The organism is Myxococcus sp. RHSTA-1-4 (genome assembly GCF_020037125.1).
GTDB lineage: Bacteria > Myxococcota > Myxococcia > Myxococcales > Myxococcaceae > Myxococcus.
On sequence record NZ_JAIQDG010000014.1, the window covers coordinates 1 to 21,227 of the forward strand.

Sequence of the window (21,227 nt, forward strand, 5' to 3'; positions counted from 1 at the left end):
CCCCCACTCCTGTCCAACCCACCCGGTAACTCCGCGTAACTCCTACCCCAAACTGCCAGGAAGATGCGATCGCCCTGACCCCCACCGCCTGCGGCCGTACTACGCGCGCCTCATCGCGTTGCGGAAGCGGCTCGCGGCGCTGCGCTCGCCGCGCTTCTCCCTGGTTGACACCGGTCCGGAGAGCGCGCTCGTGTACCTGCGCCCGCGTGAGAACGGCAGCGAGCCCGTGCTGGTGGTGATGAACTGGGCCGCGAGCCCCCAGGCCGTGCAGGTGAAACCTCCGCCGGGCTTCCGTGGGGCGCTCCAGGACGAACTCTCGGGCGAGCCCGTGCCCGTTCAGTCCGGCCCCGACGGGCTCACGCTCGACCTGCCCGCCTGGGGCGTGCGCGTGCTCACCCCCGCGAAGTAGCCAGGGGGAGCTGCCGTCGGCTGCCCCGCTTCCTACTGCCGCCCGCCGCCGCCGTAGGCCCGCAGCTGGGCATCGAGCTGACGCCAGCGCGCCTGCGACTGCCGCTGCTGCTGGAGGAGGGCGTCCACCTGCTGCTGGGTCTCCCAGGCCTCGCTGCGCGCCTTCTGGAGCGCATCCGAGAAGTCCGCCGCGGAGAGCTCCCTCGCCCGGACGTCTCCACTGCGCAGCAGGGCCAGGTACTCGGCCTGGGCCAGCTCCGCGTCGGCCACCGCCAGCTCGCGGTCCCTCATCTCCTGGAGCGCCTCCCGCGTCTTCACCGCCCGCTCGCGGAAGTCGACCTCCGCCTGGGCCGCGGTCAGCTCCAGGTCCGACTCCCGCACCGCCGCCTCGGCACGGGAGATGTCCGCTGCTCGCGCCGTCTCCCGGGCCGCCTTCAGCGCGGCCTCGTCCGTCTTCATGCGCGCCTCCGTGGCGTCCACCCGGGCACGGGCCACCTCCACCGCCTGCTTCCCATCCTTCACGGCCACCTCGGCGCGAGCCACCTCGTCCCGCGCCTTGTCCTGGACGAGCCGCGCCTTGCGCACCTCCTCCATCTGCGCCTCGGGGACGCGCGCCAGCCAGTCTTCCTCCACCTTCGTGCTGGCGCGGCCGGAGCTGCAGCCTCCCAGCACCAGCAGGCCCGCTCCCAGGAATCCCGCGAGGACCCGACGCCAGCTCGACTGGATCATGTCTCCCTCCATGCAGTGTTGCTCCGTACTCACGGTAGGCATGGACCGGAGGGATGAATGGCTGACGGGCGCCGGCCGCCCGCCGGCCTGCCTCCGGGCGGCACGGGGGCCGCTCAGACGTGCGCTTCGTGGAGCGGGCGCGTGGACAGGATGGGCAGCGACACATGGAACGCGGAGCCGCGCCCCAGCTCGCTCTCCACCCAGATGTGGCCGCCGTGCCGCTCGATGATGTCCCGGCAGATGTAGAGCCCCAGGCCCAGGCCGCCAAAACCAGACACGGGGGCGTTGCGCGCGCGGAAGAAGCGCGCGAAGAGGTGCGCCTGCTCCTCCTTCGGAATCCCGATGCCGGAGTCCACCACGGAGACGACGGCATCCCCTCCGGAGTGGGTGAGCGTGACGCGCACCGGGCCTCCCAGCGGGCTGTACTTGAGGGCGTTCTCCAGCAGGTTCGTCAGCACCTGCGCCAGCCGGCCGCGGTCGCCGCTGACGAGGACGTCCTCGTCGGGGCCCTCGTACGTGAGCGCGTGATTCCCGCTCGCGGCGCGGAAGTCGGAGAACACCTCGCGCGCCAGCTCCGGGAGCGACATGGGGGTGCGCTGCAGCTCCATCCGCCCCGCGCCCACGCACGAGGCGTCCAGCAAGTCATTCACCAGGGCCGACAGCCGGCGCACCTGTCCCAGCGCCTTGTCCACGCGCCCGGGCGTCACGGGCTGGTGTGACTCCAGCGCGTGCTTCAGCATCTGGAGGTGCAGCCGCAGCGGCGTCAGCGGGGTCTTCAGCTCGTGCGAGGCGATGGAGAGGAAGTCGTCGCGCACCTGGATGGCCTCGTGGGCCTCGCGCAGGAGCCGCTCCCGCTCCCGTTCCGCGTGCACGCGCGCGGAGACGTCCCGGAAGCTCCAGACGCGTCCGGTGATGAGGCCGCGCTGCCGCTGGGGCATCGAGTAGAGTTCCAGCACGCGCCCGTCCCGCAGCTCGAGGATGTCGAAGCTCTCCTCCTCCGGCGTGGCGTAGAGCGCCCTCACGCGGGCTACGAAGCCCTCCGGGTCCTTCACCTTCTCGCTCACGTGGCGGAGCACCGGCGCGTCCCGGCCCACCGGCTGCATGTCCTCGAGGCCCCATATCTGCTGGAACCGGCGGTTGCAGGCCAGGATGTTTCCGCTCAGGTTCACCACCAGCAGCCCGTCCGCCGTCGAGTCGAGCGTGGCTTCCAGCAGCGACACCGTGTGCTCCAGGTGCTCCTGCGCCCTGCGCTGCCCGGTGATGTCGACCATGATGCCGCGGAGCCGGTGGGGGCGCCCGTCCTCGGCCACCACGGTGACGATGTCTCGCAGCCAGACGATGCGCCCATCCGCCGCCAGCATCCGGTACTCGAACTCGTGGGGGAGGCATTGCTCCGCCGCCTCGCGGCAGTAGTTGGCGGCCCACACCCGGTCGTCCGGGTGCACGTGCGTCACCCAGAAGTCCGGCTCCTGGTACCACCGCTCCACGGGATATCCGAGCAGCCGCTCCGCCTGCTTGCTGACGCAGGTGAAGCGGAAGGAGGGGTCGGCCTCCCAGACGATGCCATCCACGCTGTCGATGAGCTCCGCGTGCTCCCGCTGGGCCCGGGACAGCTCGCGCGCGGTGTCGTCCGGACGGGAAGGGGGGCCTGGCGAAAGGGGGCCTGCCGGTCCTGGCTGGGGTGCTGCCATGGCGCTCCTCCTCCCTCACGCCCGGGGCCGGCACGCGGGCCCGTGTTCCATTCATCAACACTCCATCGGCCGGCGGCGCCCCGCATGGCGCGCCAGCGTGAGCGCCGCCCCGGGGCCCAGGCGGCCGGTGGGGCGCCGCCTTCTCCATGGTGGTCCGCGGCCGGGGCAGTAGGCTCAGTGCCCGCATCGTGCGCGGCGACCGCGCACTGGAGGTGTTGCGTGGGCAGGGCTGTGCGAAGCGGAGACGGCGTGAAGGGCTGGAAGGGAAGGTGGCTTTCCGGGTGTGCCGTGGTGCTCGCGGGAGGACTGGTGGGGTGCGCGGGAACGCCGCCGCCTCCGGCCCCCGTCCCCGAGCCCGAGAGCCGGTTGATTCGCTCCACGTGGGACAGGTGCGACCCGGGCGCTGTCGAGTTGATGGCCGACATGTTCAGCGTGAAGCCGGGGGAGGATGCCGTGGCGGTATGGCGCACCGCCGCGCACCCGACGGAGGGTGTCGTCGCCACCGAGGGAGACGTGGAGATGGTGCTCCAGGAGGCGATGGGCGGACTGCCGGAGGGCACCGAGCTGGCCGGGCGAGGTGTCTTCGGGAAGCTGCCGGCGGGCGCCGGGCCGGAGCGGATGGGCCTCTGGTTCAGGAAGGAACTTCCCGAGGACAAGCAGCGGCTCTTCGTGCGCATCATCGCGCTCCGCGTGCCCGAGTCGGGGATGAGCTGGCCGACCTGCATGATGGTGACGATGGACGGCATCTGGGGAGCGTCCGTCGAGAAGCACGAGAGCGGCGCGCTCGTGATGAAGGAGATGGCGCGCGTGAAGGCCGTCACTGTCTTCGACGAGAGCAAGCCGCCCCCGAAGTGACGTGGCTGTGAGGGGCGCGGGCGGCCGCTACCCTCGGGGGCTCGCCTCCAGACGTGGTGGAAGCGCGTGGCTCACGGGAAGAGGACGTGGCCCAGCGTGAGGGCCGGGCCGCCGCTTGCCTCCCGCACCGTCAGCGTGAAGGGCGCCCGTGCCTTCTTCCGCATGAGCACCGCTCCCACCACGATGCGTCCCCGCTCGCCTGGTCCCAGGGGCACCTCGGGCGCGGCGGTCAGTGGGATTGGCATGGCTCCCGTGGCCGCCAGGGACGCGCTTCCGGCCTGCCAGGGCCGCGTCGCATCCTGGTCCTCCACCTCCAGCACCAGTGCCACCTCCGCTCCGACGCGGTAGGCGCAGACAGCATGCACCCGGAGGGGACTTCCCGGGGCCGGCTGGAGTGCGGTGTCGATGCAGCGCACCGCGAGGTCGTCCCTCACCAACGGCCCATTCGCCAGCAACCTGATGAGCCCCCCGGGCCGGGACAGTGCGGCGCGGAGCCGCTCCACTTCCTGGCGCAGTCGCCGGTTCTCCTCGCGCAGTGCCTCCGCCTCCTCGTGAGGTGGCCCCGGGGAGCTCGGCCGTCTGTATACCTCCTGCCGCCCGGCGCTCGTGTCCACGACCAGCACCGCGTGCTCCGGCTCGGCTCCGTCCTGGAAGTAGAGGGTCAGTCCCACCCTCGTCCCTTCCACCAGTCTTCCCGCTGGCACCAGCAGGAGGGTGTCGCCGGCTTCGCGGATGCGGCGAAAGCGCTCGGGCTGCTCCACCTCCACATGAGCCAGCGGCGCGTCGAACAGCACCACGGTGCTGTCCGTGGGGCTGATGCGCACTTCCGGTTTCGGGCCGGGGGATTCCTCGTTCGACGGAGAGGACTGCTCCCTCATTTCTCTTCGGCTCGCTCCCGGCTGCGCGGCGGCGCTGGCCGTGGCGAGCAGCACGAGCACGAGGAGGGCGGCGGCGGGAGCGGTGGACATGAGCGGGAGCCTCACTCGAAGCGTTCGACGGCCATCAGCCTCACCTCGGAGTCGATGCGGGCGGTGCCGGGGGCGGTGTCGCCGGGCAGCCGGGTCAGGCCGAGGCCCACCCCGTCTTCCTTCAGAATCAGACACACCGGGAAGCTCTGCCCGTGCTTCGTCGTCGCCTGGTCGAAGTAGCCGAAGACGCGGTCCGACATGAAGAGGCGCCCGGTCGCCGTCCCATTGTCCAGCTTGCCCAGCCCGAGGCCCACGCGAATCTTCACCGGCCCCTCGTGCACGATGAGCTTCATGCGCCCCTCCCCGCGCGGGCTGAAGGTGGCCGAGCCGTGCTGCTCGTTGTCGACCTCGATGCCGAGCGCCTTCATCGCCTCCTGGGAACCCGGAGGGCAGGGCTCGGACGGAGGCCGGGGGCTCACCTGGGGGCCGCTGGCGCAGGCCAGTCCCGTGCAGGCGGCGGCCGTGGCGAGGATGCGGCTCACGGCTCCCCATCCTTCCGTGGGGGCGTTGGCGGTGGAGGGCGTCGTCTTCTCGGACATGTCGGGCTCCTGCTGTGACGCCGCCAGGGCGGCGGCCGCGGAGGTGGTCACCGCCTCGGGCGGTATCGCGGCCCCGACAGGTTCCGGTCCGGAGGCGGGATGCGCCATTTCCCGGCCGTCCGCCACGTCCGTTCGCGAGGCGGGACGTGCCTCGCGCTCCTCACCGCGCACCAGGAACAGGCCCACGCCCAGGCACATCGCCAGTCCGGCCACCCACGCCGCACGCCACGAGGGCCGGGCACGGGAGCGTGGACGTCCAGGCTTCGTCCCGGGGACGGCTACGGGAGCCTCGCGGACCGGGGGCTCTGGCCGAGGGAGGGGGGCTGGTGGGTCTTCCGCCTTCTCTCGCAGCGGCAGCTCCCATGCGGCGTCCGCGCGCGCCAGCAGCGCCTCCACCTCCGCGCCAAGGGCCTCGGCGCCGCCGCGTGCCTCGGGCGTCTTGGACAGCAGCCGGAGGCAGAGCGCGCTCAGCACCGGAGGCACCCGGGGGTTGAGCTCATGCGGGACGGGCGGCGGCTGTTGGATGACGGTGTCGGGTGTGTCCGTCCCGGAGAACGGGTGCCTGCCGGTGAGCACCCAGTGGAAGACGACGCCCAGCGCGTACAGGTCGTCCGCGGGCATGGCCGTGTAGCGGGCCCCGGGCTTGTTCCAGTGCGCCTCACGGAAGGCGAGCGCCTCCGGGCTGCGGTAGAGCGGGGTGCCCGGCGGCAGCACGCTCCAGGTCAGGCGCGGGGCGCCGGTGTAGTCGCCCACGCCGAAGTCCACCAGCACCGGCTCGCCCGTCGCGTCCCGCACGACGATGTTGAACTCCTTGACGTCACGGTGCAGCACGCCCGCCGCATGGGTGGCGGCGAGCCCGCGCGCCAGTCCCCGAAGGAGCAGGGCGGCCTGTCGCGCACACGGGTTGTTCTCGCGCACCCACTGGTGCAGGGGCCGGCCCTCAATCAGCTCCATGGCCAGGTAGAACACTCGCGGCGCGCGGTCCGGCCAGGTGCCGCAGGCGCGGAAGCCCGCGACGTTGGGGTGCTGGAGGCGCAGCAGGATGGTGACCTCGCGCTCGGCCCAGCCGGCCAGCTCCTCCAGGAGCTGGAGCTTGAGGGCGAAGCGCTCACCGCCACGGCGGGCCCGGTACACCGCGCCACGGGCGCCGGTGCCCAGCAGTGACTCCACGGTGAAGCCGGCGAGGTTCGTGCCCTCCGGCACGTCGAGGAGCTGCCACCGGTGCCTCCCCGCCTTCCAGGCGCCCTGTCCCATGTGACGCAGTCTCCCGAGCGGATGGCGGGTGGCGCGGCCATCCGTGTCAGGAGGGCACCCGCACGGAGAGGTTGACTAGCATGGAATGGACCTGGGAGGTAGATATCATGCGGCCTCGCCTCCGCCCGGGAGGGACAGCACGGCCTGTTGGAAGGAGCCGTTCGGCAGACCGATGGGCGAGCCCTGCTCGGCCCCCTCGTCATGGAGCTCGACGTTCAGCGCCCGCAGGGTGTCCTGCGCCTTCCGGAGGAGGAGGTCGAGGGCCTTCTGGGCCTTGCGGATCTCCTCGCTGATGCCGTCCGCGTTCTTGCGGATGGTGTCGCTGTGCTTCTCCATCTTCGCGAGGCGGGAGAGTTCGTGCTCGATGCGCGCCTCGACGTCCCGCATGGCGGCGAGGCCGCCCGCGTCGCCGGTCGTGCGGCTCCTCGTGACGAGCGCCATCCCGAGGGGGGCCGCATCCGCCGCCTCCGGGGCGATGAGCACGGCGAGTTCGTGGACCGCTGGCCGAAGGGCTTCTTCGCGGAGCGCATGAAGGAACTCCTGTGAGTTACGCCTATGCTCTGGAGCCGAGGCTCGTCGCCTCGTGGGGAAGACGGGGAGAGTTCCGCTTCATCCATGACAAGTTCGGGCTGGGCACGCCCCGGGCGATGCTGGAGTTGCCCGCGTTCAGCAAGTGGAAGCGCGCTGTCCACGCCGCCGCGACCGAGCTGGACCTTTCGAGCAGGTCGATGCGCCCGCTCCGGTTCGAGGCGCGCGGGAGCCGAGTGCGTCGCGACGGTCCCGCTGACACGCCCCGCTTGCACGGGCAGGTTCAGACGAGTGGATTGCGCAGAGCGGACCTTACGGGGACGCGCGCCCGCCAATGACCGGGAATCGCGCATACGCTCGAAGAAGCGTATCCAGGTGGGCGGGGTTGTCGAGGTCGAGCGGCGCGTCCGTGAGCCGGACGACCCACCCGCCCGTCGCGGTACGCCGTGAGCGCGAGAGCAGGTCCGCATCGCGAGCCGGGTCCGGGAAGCCGATGGCCTGTGCGGTGGCGGCGGACCAGTAGTTCAGCCACCCCAGGCGATGCGGAATCTCAGGCGAGTGGATGTCCTCTGATTTCTTGAGCACTGGCAACCCCCGAGGTGGGCGATGCGGCCCATGCAACGGACGGCTCGTCTGCTCCGCGATGTCCCCTGCCGCGCGCTTCGGCGTCGCGTGTCCCCAGAACGCGCGTGCGCCGTCTGCCACTTCCTCCAGCACATTCGATGCCGCCGTAATGCCGGCTGCGTCCATTGGCAGCTTTGCATGGACCTCAAACTGTGACTGCCCTCCCGGGGAGATGCCCGCAGGTCGTTCCCACCCGGTCAGCGTTACGCGATGGCCCTCGCCGCCGTTGCAAAGCATCGGGAGTTCCCCGCGCGCTGTCGCCTCAGAGATCCACGCATCGCGCTGCGGCAATGGGATGAGCCGTCCCTCGTCAGAAATCGTCCACTCCAGACGCAAGCCTGGAAACGCGCGTTCCATTCCACGGGCAACGGCGAGAGTGCGGCCGTCATCGCCCACGAGCGCAGGCGCGTAGACGATCAGGAGGAAGGAGTCTTGCGCGGCTGTCATCTCAGCACCAGTCCATGACGACGATGTCGAGGGAGGGGTCCGCGTCGCGCAGAGCAGCTCGATGTGCGGCGCTGCGAACGCCAACCCAGAAGTTGAATCCGCAGGCCCTTGCGAGATCGCGCTCGCGTTGCAACTCCCGCACCTGCTTTCGAATCACAATCTCTTGAAGCTCGGGCGGGTACGTGTCGAAGTTGTCGGTCTTGACCTCCCACAGCACGCGTGCGCGGAGTTGCAGCGCGTCGAAGCGCTTGCCATTGACGAGCACATCCGAGCCGAGGAACCCATTTTGTGGGACCCTGTCGGCGCACCGATTGTGAAGGGCGTCGCCGCCCAGGTGCGGCACGGGCCGGGGGGTGCAATCAAGGCGGCGCTCTCGCTCCAGTGGCTCGGTCGGCCCTGGAGGAAACCAGTCCTGCCCTGATGGCTCCGGCTTGGGCTTTTGTTCTGCTGAAGGTTCCTTGAGGGGCCGCGTTTGGGTAGCGGGCTCTACCTCCTCCGTACTACTCCCTCTCAGCTCATACGCATCCAGCGCCTCCTTGATGGCGACTCCCACCACCACCACACCCACGATGATCACCGCCCCCACAACGAGCTCGGGAGCAGCCAAGACACAGAGGCCGACCCCCATTGCCGCTACACCTGTAGAGGCAATGGCGCACCTTCCCGCCGGGTCCTTGAACCGGATCCGGTCATGGTCGAGGGCTTGAAAGCACCGCTCCGCCAGCACGGGCCAAGGCTGGGAAGCCTCACGGACGACGCACCGTCCTCCGTCCGTCCATGGCAGCTTGGCCGCTCGCTGGAGGTTGGCGACTCTCGGGTTCCGGGCGGCTGGCTCTTTCGGGTGAGGCGTCGGCGTGGCGCAAGCCGAGAGAAGGAGGAGAAGTGCGGTGCACGCGCTGAACCGCATGGCCACGTCCTTTCAATCAGGTGAGCGAGCGGTACGTCCTCATTGCGGCGGCGCGCCGAGGACGTCCGAGACGGTTGCGGCGGTGAGGGCCCGCACGAGCCACCGTTCGAGCACGTCCGGGTCCGTGCACGACAGGATGCGCTGCCGGGCCTCGTCATCCACACGCAAGCCCCGCACGGCGAGAGCCCGGAGCACGGACATGGTCAGCCCCTCCTTCAGCCCCTCCTCCAACCCCTTGGCCCGCCCCTCCTCCAGCCCCTTCGCGAGCCCCTTCGCGAGCCCCTCCTCCAGCCCCCTGGCCACGCCCTGTTCGATGAGCTCCTCGGCATAGGTCTTCATCAGTCCCTCCGCTCGCCGTGCATCCATCACGGAAGCTAGCACGCCCACCAGGGTGTCCCGGGTGGCCTGCTCGTCCGCCCATTCGACATCACGGCGGCAATACGGCGGCGAGGGAGGGCCGTTTTACGGTAAGAGCGCGTACCATGTCCTCTTCCGAGCAACCCGCGCGGCAGGACGCGCGGGTGCCCACCGGTGTGCCAGGGCTCGACGCCGTGCTGGGCGGTGGCCATTCCTGAACGAACCGCGAGGAGCAGCGCCGCCCGTGATGGAGACGGTCCTGGTGGTGGATGACGAGCAGGGCGTCCTGGAAGCCCTGGCGGACCTCCTCCGTGAGGAGGGCTACCGCGTGGTGACGGCCTCTCAGGGCCGCGAGGCGCTGGAGCGGATGGCGGAGCTGCGCCCGGACCTCGTCCTCACCGACTGGATGATGCCCGTGCTGGACGGCCCGGCGCTCATCGGGCGCATCCGCGCCGAGCCGGTCTGGGAGAACGTGGCCCTGCTGGGAATGAGCGCCGTGGACGTATCCAACCTGCGCCGGCAGCATCCGGACGTCTCCTTCCTCCAGAAGCCCTTCGACATCTCCACGCTGCTGCGACAGGTCCGCAAGGCCCTGGACGCGAAGCACCGCTAGAGGCCCCATGCTCTACCTGCTCCGGCTCGGCCCCGTGCCCCTCACCCAGGGCACCACCCAGGTGTACCTGCGCATCTCCGACACGGGCGAGCCGTCCGCCCCCGTCTTCGAGGCGGACGACGAGGCGGGAATGCGGGCGCTCCTGGAGGGCGTGGACGCCGGCGACGTGCGCTGCGAGCCGGCCCTGGCCGGCGCGGGCGCCGGGCTGGGGGTGGCGGTGGAGGAGCCTCCCCAGGCCGCGCTCTCCTCGCGCGCCGCCATCGCCACCTTCCTCGCGTGGGGACAGCGGGGCTTGTCCGGGCTCGGCTCGGACAAGGCCCTGCTCTTCGTGCAGGCGGCCACGGAGTACTGGGACGCCAGGCCCTGGGCGCACTGGGACGACAGCCAGCCCTTCGAGGTGGCGGTCTCCGGGCCGCTGACGCACACCTTCGAGGGCTGCGTCTTCCAGACGGGTGACGGCCGCGCGGGGCTGGCGCTGTACTACAAGCCCGGCGCGCTCCAGATGCTGATGGAGATGCAGGCGCGTGGCCAGGGCGACGCCGCCACCGGGCTGCCCGCCATCGCCGTGACGCTGGACACGTCTCCCGCGTACGCGGTGGAGGCGCTGTCCGCCGCCGGCCGCGTGCCCCGCCTGCCCATGCCGCTGAAGACGGGGCCGGACGGCATCAGCGTGCCCAACGCGACGGAGGCGGTGCTGCTGGTGGCCGCGCTGCGCGCCGTGGCGCGGCTGTCCCCCGCCCAGCAGGAGGTGGTCAGCACCGTGGTGGCGGGGGACGCGCAGATGGAGGTGCGCGTGCGCGCCCCCGCTCCCCGCGTCCGTCACTGAGCGCCGCGCGCGCTACCAGGCGTCGATGGCCATCACGATGGGGCAGTGGTCCGACGCCTTGGGCTGGTTCATCCCCACGCCCTCGAAGCGGGGGGCCGTCGCGCGGGAGGCACGCAGCGGCATGCCGCGCCGCTCGACGTAGGGTGGGGCGCCGGCGACGTCCGCCAGCTTCCGGGAGAGCAACACGTAGTCGAGCTGCCGGTACGCCTCCGGCAGTTCCTTTCTCGGGTCACCCCGCCAGTAGTGCGTCCACTGCTCCGCCCGCGGGAGCCGCTCGAGCACGTTCTCCACCTGCTCCCAGTGGACCAGCGTGTCGATGCCGGAGACGCCCTGACCGTCCTCCTCCAGGTAGTCGTTCAGGTCTCCGAGGATGGCGAAGGGGTGTTTCCCGGCCTTCTTGCCGAACCGGCTCTCGATGATGGCTTGCACGGCGCGCGCCTGCTCCCGCCGCCGCGCTCGTGTCTCCGCCCGGCCTCCCAGCATGGACTTGAAGTGGTTGATGTAGAGGGTCAGCTGCCCATGGCCCTCCACCTCGATGTCGGCCTCCAGGCAGTCCCGGGAGAAGAGCGGGCCTCCGGTCCCACTCCTCAGGTGCTGGTAGGAGCGGACGTGGATGATGGGGTGGCGGCTGAGCAGCGCCACGTCGATGAGGCGGCGGTCGTTGCCGTCGATGGACAGGGCATGCGGATAGGCCCTGCCCACCTCCTCCAGATAGCGCCGCTGGAAGTGCTTCAGCGTGTCCAGGCCCTCCACTTCCTGCAGGGCGATGACGTCGGCATCCACGCTGGCCAGCGTCAGCGCCGTGAGCCGCTTCGCCGGCTCGTCGTTGATGCCGAAGCGGGTCTTGTCCACGACCCAGCCCTCTTCCCAGAGCCTTTCGGTGTCCTCGGCCTTCGGTATCTCCTTGAACCTGAAGCGCGCGAAGAGATTCTCGACGTTGAATGTCGCGATTCTGAGCATGACGGTCCCCTCCTCGGTGGGATTCAGGAGAGCGATTCGCGCCGAGGCCCTTTGTGACGCGTGCGGGAAGCGCGTCACGTTCGCGACCTGAACACTCATTCTCCCTGGGCAGTCATTGGCAGTGTTCGGGCAACTCGGCGAATGCGGTGGGGGGGCGGATGGACCAGGACAGGCTTCGAGAGGGCAATCTCGACGACTCATGCACCATCGACTCGTTCCTGCGGGAGTTCTCCGGTGAATTCCCACCGGCGTCCTTCCTGCCGTTCCCGGGCGAGGGCGTGGGGGGCGCGGATGGGCGGAGGTACGAGGTCCTCGAGCTGGTGGGCGGCGGAGGCATGGGCCGGGTCTTCCGGGCGCTGGACACGGAGCTGCTGCGCACCGTGGCCCTGAAGTTCCTCCTGCCCAGGCCCCGGGAGGAGGAGCCCGCGTTGATGGACGCGCTGCGCGAGGAGGCGCAGGCCCTCGCCAGTCTCGACCACGAGAGCATCGTTCGCATCCATGACGTGTCCGAGTGGAGGCCGCGGACGGACGGCGGGCTCCCCGCGTGGCGAGTCCCGTTCCTGGTGATGGAGTTCCTGGAGGGGGAGTCGCTCCACGCGCTGCTCCGGCGGCGTACGCTGGGGCTGCAGCAGGCCCTCGACGTCATGGTGGACGTGGCGGCCGGGCTCGCGCACGCGCACGAGCGGAGGCTCATCCACCGCGACCTCAAGCCGGGCAACATCCTCATCGTTCCCGGTGGCCGGGCCCGGCTGCTCGACTTCGGTCTGGCCGAGCTCCTGATGGCACGTGGCAGCGGGCGCCACGCGCCCCAGGCGGGCACGCCCGCCTATATGGCGCCGGAGCAGTGGAGGGGGCTGCGTCCGGATGAGCGGACCGACGTCTGGGCGGCGGGGCTCGTCCTCTTCGAGATGCTCGCCGGAGAGCCGCCCTTCGCGAGGATGCCTCCGGCCGAGCTGCGCAAGCGGCTCACCTCGGACGCGCCGCTGGCCCGGGTGCGCGAGCGCCGTGCCGAGCTTCCCGAAGAGGTGGAGCGGCTCCTGGACTCGATGCTGGCCCGGGAGCCACGGGAGCGGTTCCCTTCCGGCGCCGCATTGCTGCGCGAGCTGGAGGCGCTGAGGGAGCGGCTGGCTCTCCGGCCCCGGGGGCCGCGCGAGGGACTGGCCGAGCGGCGCCAGGTGACGCTCGTCTCCTGCCGGCTCTCCCCGCGTCCCGGCGCCATGGAGCACCTCGAGCCCGAGGAGCTCGGCGAGCTGCAAGGTGCCTTCCATGGCGCCAGCTCCCGCATCATCCACCAGCATGGCGGCGTCGTCGCGACCTGCCTGGGCGCCGAGGTGCTCGCGTGCTTCGGCTACGCCCGCGCCAGCGAGGACGACTCCGAGCGCGCGGTCCGGGCCGCGCTGGAGCTGAAGGAGGCCCTGCCGCGCGAGCTGCCGCCGGGCCCGTGGCCCCAGGGCCTGGGCGTGCGCGTCGGACTCACCACGGACGAGGTGGCGCTGGACGAGACGACGCCCGCCCTTCATGGCGCGGCGCCCTCGCTGCAAGGGGAGGCCCCGAGGGTCGCCGCATGGCTGGCCAGTCAGGCCCTGGAGCCGGCGGTGCTGCTCAGCGAGGGCACGCGGGTGCTCGTGCGAGGCCGCTTCGAGACCGCGCCCCTGGGCTCGCGCACCTTCGAGGGGCTGTCGGGGCCGGCGTCCCTTCCCGTCCACGAGGTGCTCCGCGAGCGCGACGACGTGAGCCGCTTCGAGCGGACGCTCGTCCTCGGCGAGCTGACCCCGCTGGTGGGGAGGCGGCGGGAGCTCTGGCACCTCCTCCTGCTCCGGAAGGAGGCCCTGGAGGGGCAGGGCGCGTTCATCCTGCTCCGGGGAGAGGCGGGAATCGGCAAGTCGCGCCTGCTCCAGGAGCTGCATGACCGGGCGCCCGCGGAGCCCACCTTTGGGGCGCGGTGCCAGTGCGGCGGTGAGCACATGGGCACCGCCCATGCCCCGCTCATCGACTGGCTCCGGCGCTTCCTGGAGCTCTCCGACGAGGACACGCCCTCGGCGTGGGAGCGGACGCTGGCGGCCCGGCTCCAGGCGCTCGGGCTGGAGGAGCAGCTCGCCCCGCTGTCCGCGTTCCTCTCCCTGCCGCTTCCCGAGGGGACGCCCTTCGCCCGGCTCACCCCCGAGCGCCAGCGGGCGCTGAGCCTGGACGCCCTGGTCCTGCTGCTGCGGAGGCTGGCCTCGCGGCGGCCGGTCGTCTTCCTCATGGAGGACCTGCATTGGGCCGACCCCTCGACGCTGGAGTTCCTCGGGGTGCTGCTCGGGCACGTGCGGGACAGCCGGCTGTGCGTGCTGCTCACCGCCCGGCCCGAGTTCCGCCCGGGCTGGGAGGGGCGTCCGGGGTTCCACGCGCTGGAGCTCGGCCCGCTGTCCGTGGAGGAGAGCGCCGCGCTCGTGGGCGAGGTGGCCCGGGAGCGGAGCCTCCCGGCGGAGGTGGTCGAGCGCCTCACGGCGCGCGCGGACGGCATCCCGCTCTTCCTCGAGGAGGTGACGCGGATGCTCCTGGAGCGGACCGGCCCGGAGGTGGGAATCCCGGCGACGCTACGGGAGCTGCTCCTGGCCCGGCTGGACCGGCTCTCCTCGCGGGCGAAGGCCCTGGCGCGGCTCGCGGCCACGCTGGGACGGGAGTTCCCGCTGGAGCGGCTGCGGGCCGTCTCCTTCCTGGAAGAGCGCGCGCTGCCTCGGGAGCTGGACGCGCTCGAGCGGGCCGGGGTGCTCTTCCGGCAGGGTGCGCCTCCGCACGTCACGTATGCCTTCAGGCACGCGCTCTTCCAGGAAGCCGCCTATCAGTCGCTGCTCCGGAAGACCCGGCGGAGCTACCACGCGCGCATCGCGCGGGTGCTGGACGAGCGGTTCCCGGAGCTGCGGGAGACCGAGCCGGAGCTGCTCGCTCACCACGCGACGCAGGCGGGGGTGTGGGAGCGGGCCGTCGAAATGTGGCGTCGGGCCGGCCAGCGGGCCGCGGCGAAGTCGGCCTTCGCGGAGGCGACGGGCCACTTCACCCAGGCGCTCGCCCTGGTGTCGAACCTTCCGCCCTCCCGCGACCGAGACCACCTGGAGGTGGCCCTGCGCGTGGAGCTGGGCCAGGTGCTCGTCTCCACCCGGGGCTTCACCGCGCCGGAGGTGGAAGCCGTCTACGTGCGCGCGCGGGAGCTGTGCGAGCAGCTCGGGGAGACGTCCCTGTGCGTCCTCTGGGGCCTCTTCACCCTCATGCTCATCCGAGGAGACCGCGAGGGGACGGAGCGGCTGGCGGCCCTCCTCCAGCGCCTCGCGGAGACCCGCGACGAGCCGAAGACGCGGATGCTGGCCCACGCCAAGCTCTCCACCTGGGCCTTCTGGCGGGGCGAGTATGCCCTGAGCCGGTACCACGGCGGCCAGGTCAAGCGGCTCGCCGCGAGGCACGGGCTCGCCGAGTTCATGCCTCCCATCCGCGGTGGCGAGCAGGGCTTCATCACCGAGAGCATGCTCTACGCCACGCTCTTCACGGCCTACAGCGAGCTGCTGATGGGGCAGGTCGAGCAGGCTCGCCGCGACTACGCGAAGGCGCTCGACCTCGCGAACGCGATGTTGCATCCCTATGCCACCACCATCGCGCTGGTGTACGGCGCGGAGCTCGCCTACGAGCTGGGCGAGGTGGAGGAGGCCTTCGAGGCCTCGGGCCGCGCGCTCACCCTGTGCGCCGAGCGGGGGCTGCTGTTCCTCCATGCGAAGGCACAGTGCATCCGGGGCGGCGCGGCGGCGCTGCTGGGCCGCACGGAGGAGGGCCTCGCCAGCGCGAGGGAGGGCTTCCAGTCACTCTCGCTCGCCGGGGCCCGGATGGTGCTGCCCTATTACGCGGAGTACCGGGTCCAGGCCTGCCTCTCCCAGGGGGCGCTGGACGAGGGGCGGGCCGTGGTGCGCGAAGCATTGGACACGGCCGAAGTGACAGGTACCCGCTGCGCCGTTCCGGAGCTGTGGCGGCTCGCCGGGGAGCTGTCGCTGCGCGCGGGAGAGCCGGAGGCGGCGCGAGAGGCCCTGATGCGGGCCCGCACCACGGCTCACGCGCTGGGCGCGGTGCTGCACGAAGCGCGCGCCACGAGAACCCAATCACTGCTGCCGGAGCCGGACGCCCCGGCGGCGCCAAACCCCGAGGGAGGTCCACACCATGATGATGTCAACTGAAGCAGGAAGCCGTACCCGCGTTCGTCCGGAGCTCGTGTCCCTGGCGCTGGGAGAAGGCCCGTCGCTGCGCTTTCGTCCCGAGCCCCCCGGGGACAAGGGAAGGCTGAAGCTGCCCGAGGTCCGGGTGGCCGTCGACGTGACGGCCCGGGAATGGGAGTACGTCCTCCAGGGGCTGGAATGCGGAGCGCTCGACGCCGGGGAGGTGGAAGGCGTGCTCGACGAGCTCCGGAGCCGATACCGGTGCGGCCTCCCCGAGCGGCTCGCGTCGGAGCTGCTCGCGTACTGTGGGCCGGCGTCCGGGCAGGACGTCTTCGCCGAGCTGCGGGTGTCCCATCGCCTGGAGGAGCTGGCGCTCGTCACCTTCGCCCTCTTCGACCGGGCGTGGAAGACGGTGATGGAGCGGCAGGTGGAGCCCTTCTCGGAAATCGTCTTCGACTTCACGCCGCGAGCCCGGATTGCCCTGCTCCTGGGCTGTGAGGCCATGACGAAGCATGGGCGTTTTCCGCTGCGGCCCCAGGGGCCGAGGCTGGCGCGGAGGCTCGCGGAGGAGCCCGTGGGGACATTGCACTTCGTCTCCGCGAGCGACCTGGACGCCGGCTACTACTTCACGCTCGGCATCGCCCTGTCGCCGGAGGCCCAGGCCTTCCAGGAACTGGGCGTGGCGTACGGCCTCGACGGAGAGCTCATCGTTCCCGGGCAGGCCGTCTCCCCCATCCCTCCCTTCCTGGCCATGGCCACGCGCCTGTTCGCCTCGTCCGTCCCCACCAGCAGCAACATCTCCGAGGAGATTCAGGCCATTCCCTTCAGCAGCTTCGCCCAGCCCGCTGCCCTGGACGTGGCACCCCTGCGGGGAAACCTGTTCCCACCGGACTGGCAGCCCACGAAGCAGGTGGAGAAGGCGCGGGAGGAGCTGGAGAAGCAGCTCGCTCGCTACCGGGAGCGGGGGAGACAGGAGGCGCTGGAGTTCCTCCCCGATGTCGGCGGCGCCCTGGACGTGAGCCCCTTCGCCGGGGCCCCGGACGCGGAGCTGGAGGCCTTCGTGGGAGAGGTGCTGGCGCCGCTCCCGCCGGAGGACCGCGCGCGGGTGGCCCTCTACCTCCTGCTCACACCGGACCCGGAGAACGCGCGGGCGACGGAGACCGCATTCGCCGAGACGCCCCGTTACAAGGTGACATGCCGGATGATTGACGTGGCGAAGCGCGCCGGACTGCGCTTCGTGGCGGTGGCGGACCAGGACGAAGACGCCTGGCTGCCGAACCTGCTGGAGTACTTCACCTCGTCCGAGCTCAACCGGCTGGCGGACTACTCGGACGCGCGGGGCGTCATCCTCTGCGACGGGCGGCCCGTGGACCCCAGCTACACGGCAGCCACCTCCGCCCAGCGCATCCAGTCCGTGTACACCACGCTGTCGGTGGACATCCTGAAGATGGGGATGTGGCTGTGCATGGACGCGCTCACGGCCCGGGCGGTGTGGAAGGAGTTGATGCGCAACCCCCACATCCCCGAGCGGATGCTCCTGATGCCCATCGGCATCATCGAGCCCTTCAGCGGCTTCGTGGACAACCGCGACCGCGGCCGGACGCCGCGGGCCCTGGTCGACCCGTTCGAGAAGATTGAGTTCATGCTCGAGGAGGCCGAGGCGCTCGGCGTCCCCGCGCTGCTCACCGACACCCGCCACAAGAGCCGCTGGGTGCTGCTGGGCGCGGTGGACGGGGACTTGGAGCCCCACGCCCGGGAGGGGAAGGGGGGCGCCACGTCCCTGCTCGGCCGGGAGAAGCTCCTGCGGGCCGAGCGGCTGGCGCGGCGCAAGGGCATCCTCCTCGCGCAGGCGGGCTCCATCGAGTCCAGGCAGCTCTTCTGGGTCATCAGCGACACGACCTACGACGCCGCCAGGGAGGGCCTGAACCCCGCCACCGCCGTCTGGACGGCCGAGACGGAGCGCGTGCTGCGCACGTCCCGGGGCGACAGCCTGAGGGGAGACCTCCAGGAGCAGCGCCGCGCCGCCATCCTTCCCTACCTGGCCCTGGTCAACCGCACCTACGAGTCACATGCCCGGCTCGATGGCTGGCTGCGGTACCTGGAGGACGTCGGCCGCGGCGACGAGGCGCTCCGCGGAGCGCTCCTGCGCCAGCGGGAGCTCCTCCTGAAGCTCCAGGACGACTACGTGGAGCTCCAGGAGAACGATGCCCGGACCTCCAGCGCGACCGAGGCCTACCAGCGGGCCTGGGAGCGGTTCCGGATGGAGTTCCGCGACTACCACGCCACGCTCAAGGCGCACCTCAGGCCCGTCCGCGACCGCGTCGCCGAGTCCTGGCGCGTGGCCCGGGCCTCCTCCCGTCCACCCCAGACCTTCGAGGTTTCGCCATGATGCAGACAGCCTTCCGGGAGCGCAGTGACACACTCGAGCGGCTGCTGCACTCGAGGACACGGTACATGCGGGGCCGGCTGCTCGATGAAGCGCGGGTCTACCTCTCCGGGCCCATGGACTTCGTGGCGTCGCGCGAGCAGGAGAAGCGCCAGGGCTGGCGCAGCCGCGTCGGGCAGTTCATGCGGGAGCGGTTCGGGACGACCCTCTACGACCCGTGGAACAAGCCCGAGGTGCTGGGCATGCCTCACTACGGCAAGGAGGACGAGTTCTCCGCGCAGGTGCGCGAGCAGTGGACCTTCGAGGACTCCGAGGAGGGAGACCGCAAGCGCGCGGAAATCTCCGTGCACTTCTGGCCCACCTTCCACATCGACCTGCGGATGGTGGACACCAGCGACTTCCTCATCTCCTACGTGCCCACCAACATCTACAGCGTGGGGACGGTGCACGAAATCGCCACGGCGCGCCTCCAGCGCAAGCCGGTGTTGATGGTGTGCCCGCCAGTGGTCTTCTCCGAGGTGGCGCGGTTGGAGGAGCACCTGAAGGGGCGAGGGGACGAGGAAGGCCTGGCGTTGCTGAAGCAGGTGGTGGAGCGGGCGCCCCTGAAGGAGAACCTCCGGGGCACTCCGAGCCTCTGGTACATGGCCCTGGTGGATGGGCACTACTTCTTCGACGGCTTCGGCTTCGCGCCGTACCTGGAGGAGTTCGGCTGGGAGCGGGGGCACCTCGACGCGCTGGAGGAGCGCTTCCCGCCCAGGCGGCCCCTGCTGCCGTACCTGGAGCGGCTGAACGCGGAGATTCCCCCGCGCTGGGACAACGAGCAGAAGGCCTACGTGGAGAATGCCGAGTGGCTCATCCTCGACCAGCCGGATGAGAGCTGAGGAGGGCGCCCACCATGTCTCCCCCTCTGTATGGAACGGTCGAGCCTCTCTCCCAGGAACGGCGGGTGCCATGCTCCGTGCCCCTGGAGGATGCCGACCCGCGCACCGGCAACCGCAACTGGACGCTCGGGCTGCAGGCCATGAGCGACTGGATTTGGAGCGACCAGCCCAACCCCCAGCCCTTTCGCAACCACCTGGCCCGGTACTTCCTCCAGATTCCCGCCGTGCTGGAGCACCAGCTCCACTACTCGGGGGGCCTCATCTTCGACGAGCCGTCATTCCGCGATGGGGTGAGGAGCGCGGGGATGTTGCCGCGTCCCCTGCGCGAGCAGGTCCTCGGCCTCGTCGCGATGAAGCGCCGCTCCTGGTACACGATGACGCACCATGCGTTCATCGCGCGGCTCACCTTCAAGAAGTATGGATTGAGCGACGAGGACTTCGTGGAGCGGTGGTGCCACCTGGACGAGCACCGGGCGCATCCCGGCGTCTACTCGCGGCTGGAGCGGGCGGCCCTCGACTTCGCGGAGGCCTTCACGACGAATCCGAAGGAATACACGGACGCGCAATACGCGGAGCTGCGGGCGGCGCTCGGTGAGGACAACGAGCGGCGCCATGAGACGGAGGGCCTCTGGCTGGAGCAGCTCCACGCCGCTCGGCGGGCCCGGAGCCTGGGGCTGCTCCGAGGACTGGAAGGGGCCGCGCTGGACGAGGTGACGCGGGAGGCGGCGCGGGCGCACCGGGGGCTCTCCCCGGAGTGGAATGAGCAGCTCGTGAACGGCCAGGTCGTGGAGCTGGCCTTCATGTGCCTCCAGTTCGTCGCGCTGTCGGCGCCCTTCACGGCGCTGAGCATTCCCGATGAGGACTTCCTGGCGGAGGCCCTGAAGGCCGTCGTACCGGCGCCGGTGATAACGCGGACCAATGCTCTCAACGAGGCGGGCGGGAAGGGCATGGCCTCGCTGCTTCCTCCTCCCGTCGCCGCGCTGCCGCTCCAGGCCATCCTGGGGGGACGCGTCGTCGTGGAGTCCGCCCGGCTCCAGGGGGCTCGTGTGCCGCTGGAGGAGGGGGCGGATTCCGGGCGCTTCTTCCCCGCGAGCCTGACCTCCGCGCTGCGGCACCATCCGGACCTGGCCCGCTTCGTGCCGCGGTATGCCCTGCCGTTGCTCTTCAACGAGGACGCGTGGAGAAGCGGCACCCACACGGGCGGCTTCGTCACGAGTCGTCTGAAGGCGGTGGTGAGCCAGAAGGTGTACCGGCTGCTGCGGTGCCGCTCCGGGCTGGAGCACCACACGCGGCTCGTGCTGGAGGACTTCCTCCGTGAGCACGGCGCGGGGGCGTTCCGGTTGCAGGCCATGGACGATGCGGAGGAGGCGCGGGCCCGGGCGCGGGCGTTGGAGCGCGCCAGCGCGGTGCTCGTTCATGTGCATGACCACCGGGGTGCTCCCGAGAGTGTCTTCACTCCGCTGGAGCGGGCGGCCATGGACTGGACGGAGGAGGTCCTCACGCGGCCGCATGGGGCACACCGGTGGGAGCCGGCGCTCCGTGAGGCGCTGGACCGGGAGAACCGGCGCGAGGTGCGAGCAGGGCTGAGGCGGCTCGACATGTCGCTGGATGGGGACTCGTTGGAGGTCGCCTATACGCGACTGCTTCATCACCAGATTTCCGAGCTGGCGATGATGATTGGTCATCTCGATGGGCTGGGCCGGCTGTCGACCCTCTTGAAGCTGGGTTCAGAGCCGCCAGACGTAGAGGGGATGTCGCCATCGAGGGCCGCCGAGACGGTGGGCGAGCTGCTCCTGAACCCACGGGCCGCAGAGGAGGTCCTCGCGCGGCTGCGGTCCGGCGAGGAACGGGTGTTCATCTCCGCGGAGCAGGCCGCGCGCACTGGGGAGTTCTGACCCGGGCACATCCACCTTTGAATCGCAAGTCCGCGGAGCAGGTACGGGTAGACGCGGTGTTCGGGATGAGGCTGGTTGGACGCTCGAACGCGGTCGCCGCTCGCTCCATCAGCTGCTTCATCCATTGCCCGACCAGCCCAGGATGCATGCCGTAGCACTTGCCCAGTCGCGCCAGACTCAC

At 70.9% G+C, this 21,227-nt stretch carries 17 protein-coding genes; 8 read left to right on the plus strand and 9 right to left on the minus strand.

All coding sequences use genetic code 11. The features are described 5' to 3' along the window. Window positions 1-88 precede the first annotated feature (88 nt). On the plus strand, window positions 89-409 hold the full coding sequence (locus tag K8638_RS19570) for an alpha-glucosidase C-terminal domain-containing protein (RefSeq protein ID WP_225937434.1): 321 nt from the start codon (window positions 89-91) through the stop codon (window positions 407-409). Between the two features lie 32 nt (window positions 410-441). On the opposite strand, the gene K8638_RS19575 is transcribed toward K8638_RS19570, so the two are convergent. Further along, on the minus strand, window positions 442-1,137 hold the full coding sequence (locus K8638_RS19575; RefSeq protein WP_223756077.1) for a hypothetical protein: 696 nt from the start codon (window positions 1,135-1,137) through the stop codon (window positions 442-444). A gap of 113 nt (window positions 1,138-1,250) precedes the next feature. After that, window positions 1,251-2,828, minus strand: a complete 1,578-nt coding sequence (locus K8638_RS19580) for a PAS domain-containing sensor histidine kinase (RefSeq protein WP_223756078.1) — start codon at window positions 2,826-2,828, stop codon at window positions 1,251-1,253. Between the two features lie 249 nt (window positions 2,829-3,077). Between K8638_RS19580 and K8638_RS19585 the strand changes: the two genes are divergently transcribed. Beyond that, window positions 3,078-3,683, plus strand: a complete 606-nt coding sequence (locus K8638_RS19585) for a hypothetical protein (protein ID WP_223756079.1) — start codon at window positions 3,078-3,080, stop codon at window positions 3,681-3,683. 71 nt (window positions 3,684-3,754) lie between these two features. On the opposite strand, the gene K8638_RS19590 is transcribed toward K8638_RS19585, so the two are convergent. From K8638_RS19590 to K8638_RS19615, 6 genes are all read right to left on the minus strand, one after another. Then, window positions 3,755-4,651, minus strand: a complete 897-nt coding sequence (locus tag K8638_RS19590) for a DUF2381 family protein (RefSeq protein WP_223756080.1) — start codon at window positions 4,649-4,651, stop codon at window positions 3,755-3,757. A gap of 11 nt (window positions 4,652-4,662) precedes the next feature. Then, window positions 4,663-6,444, minus strand: a complete 1,782-nt coding sequence (locus K8638_RS19595) for a serine/threonine-protein kinase (protein WP_223756081.1) — start codon at window positions 6,442-6,444, stop codon at window positions 4,663-4,665. 105 nt (window positions 6,445-6,549) lie between these two features. Further along, a complete protein-coding gene (locus tag K8638_RS19600; protein WP_223756082.1) occupies window positions 6,550-6,927 on the minus strand; it encodes a hypothetical protein in 378 nt (125 codons plus the stop codon). A gap of 357 nt (window positions 6,928-7,284) precedes the next feature. Continuing rightward, window positions 7,285-8,043 carry a DUF5953 family protein gene (locus K8638_RS19605; RefSeq protein WP_223756083.1) on the minus strand — a complete coding sequence of 253 codons (759 nt, stop codon included), beginning with the start codon at window positions 8,041-8,043 and terminating at the stop codon, window positions 7,285-7,287. 1 nt (window position 8,044) lies between these two features. Next, a complete protein-coding gene (locus tag K8638_RS19610; RefSeq protein ID WP_370644041.1) occupies window positions 8,045-8,671 on the minus strand; it encodes a DUF6310 domain-containing protein in 627 nt (208 codons plus the stop codon). A 318-nt stretch (window positions 8,672-8,989) separates the two neighbouring features. Then, window positions 8,990-9,289 carry a hypothetical protein gene (locus K8638_RS19615; RefSeq protein WP_223756085.1) on the minus strand — a complete coding sequence of 100 codons (300 nt, stop codon included), beginning with the start codon at window positions 9,287-9,289 and terminating at the stop codon, window positions 8,990-8,992. 265 nt (window positions 9,290-9,554) lie between these two features. Between K8638_RS19615 and K8638_RS19620 the strand changes: the two genes are divergently transcribed. Together K8638_RS19620 and K8638_RS19625 are read left to right on the plus strand one after the other, a co-directional pair. Continuing rightward, on the plus strand, window positions 9,555-9,920 hold the full coding sequence (locus tag K8638_RS19620; RefSeq protein WP_223756271.1) for a two-component system response regulator: 366 nt from the start codon (window positions 9,555-9,557) through the stop codon (window positions 9,918-9,920). Between the two features lie 7 nt (window positions 9,921-9,927). Then, window positions 9,928-10,746, plus strand: a complete 819-nt coding sequence (locus K8638_RS19625; protein ID WP_223756086.1) for a hypothetical protein — start codon at window positions 9,928-9,930, stop codon at window positions 10,744-10,746. Between the two features lie 12 nt (window positions 10,747-10,758). Here K8638_RS19625 and K8638_RS19630 read toward each other — a convergent pair whose 3' ends face one another. Then, complete coding sequence (locus K8638_RS19630) at window positions 10,759-11,706, minus strand: endonuclease/exonuclease/phosphatase family protein (protein ID WP_223756087.1); 948 nt, start codon at window positions 11,704-11,706, stop codon at window positions 10,759-10,761. A 158-nt stretch (window positions 11,707-11,864) separates the two neighbouring features. Between K8638_RS19630 and K8638_RS19635 the strand changes: the two genes are divergently transcribed. The 4 genes from K8638_RS19635 to K8638_RS19650 are packed head-to-tail and all read left to right on the plus strand — an operon-like array spanning window position 11,865 to window position 21,046. Then, a complete protein-coding gene (locus K8638_RS19635; protein ID WP_223756088.1) occupies window positions 11,865-15,905 on the plus strand; it encodes a protein kinase in 4,041 nt (1,346 codons plus the stop codon). Beyond that, a complete protein-coding gene (locus K8638_RS19640) occupies window positions 15,889-18,273 on the plus strand; it encodes a hypothetical protein (RefSeq protein ID WP_223756089.1) in 2,385 nt (794 codons plus the stop codon). The genes K8638_RS19635 and K8638_RS19640 overlap by 17 nt, the downstream gene beginning before the upstream one ends. After that, entirely contained in the window at window positions 18,270-19,151 is an 882-nt protein-coding gene (locus K8638_RS19645) for a hypothetical protein (protein WP_223756090.1), read from the plus strand. The genes K8638_RS19640 and K8638_RS19645 overlap by 4 nt, the downstream gene beginning before the upstream one ends. A 14-nt stretch (window positions 19,152-19,165) precedes the next feature. Further along, on the plus strand, window positions 19,166-21,046 hold the full coding sequence (locus K8638_RS19650) for a carboxymuconolactone decarboxylase family protein (RefSeq protein WP_223756091.1): 1,881 nt from the start codon (window positions 19,166-19,168) through the stop codon (window positions 21,044-21,046). Window positions 21,047-21,227: the final 181 nt, after the last annotated feature.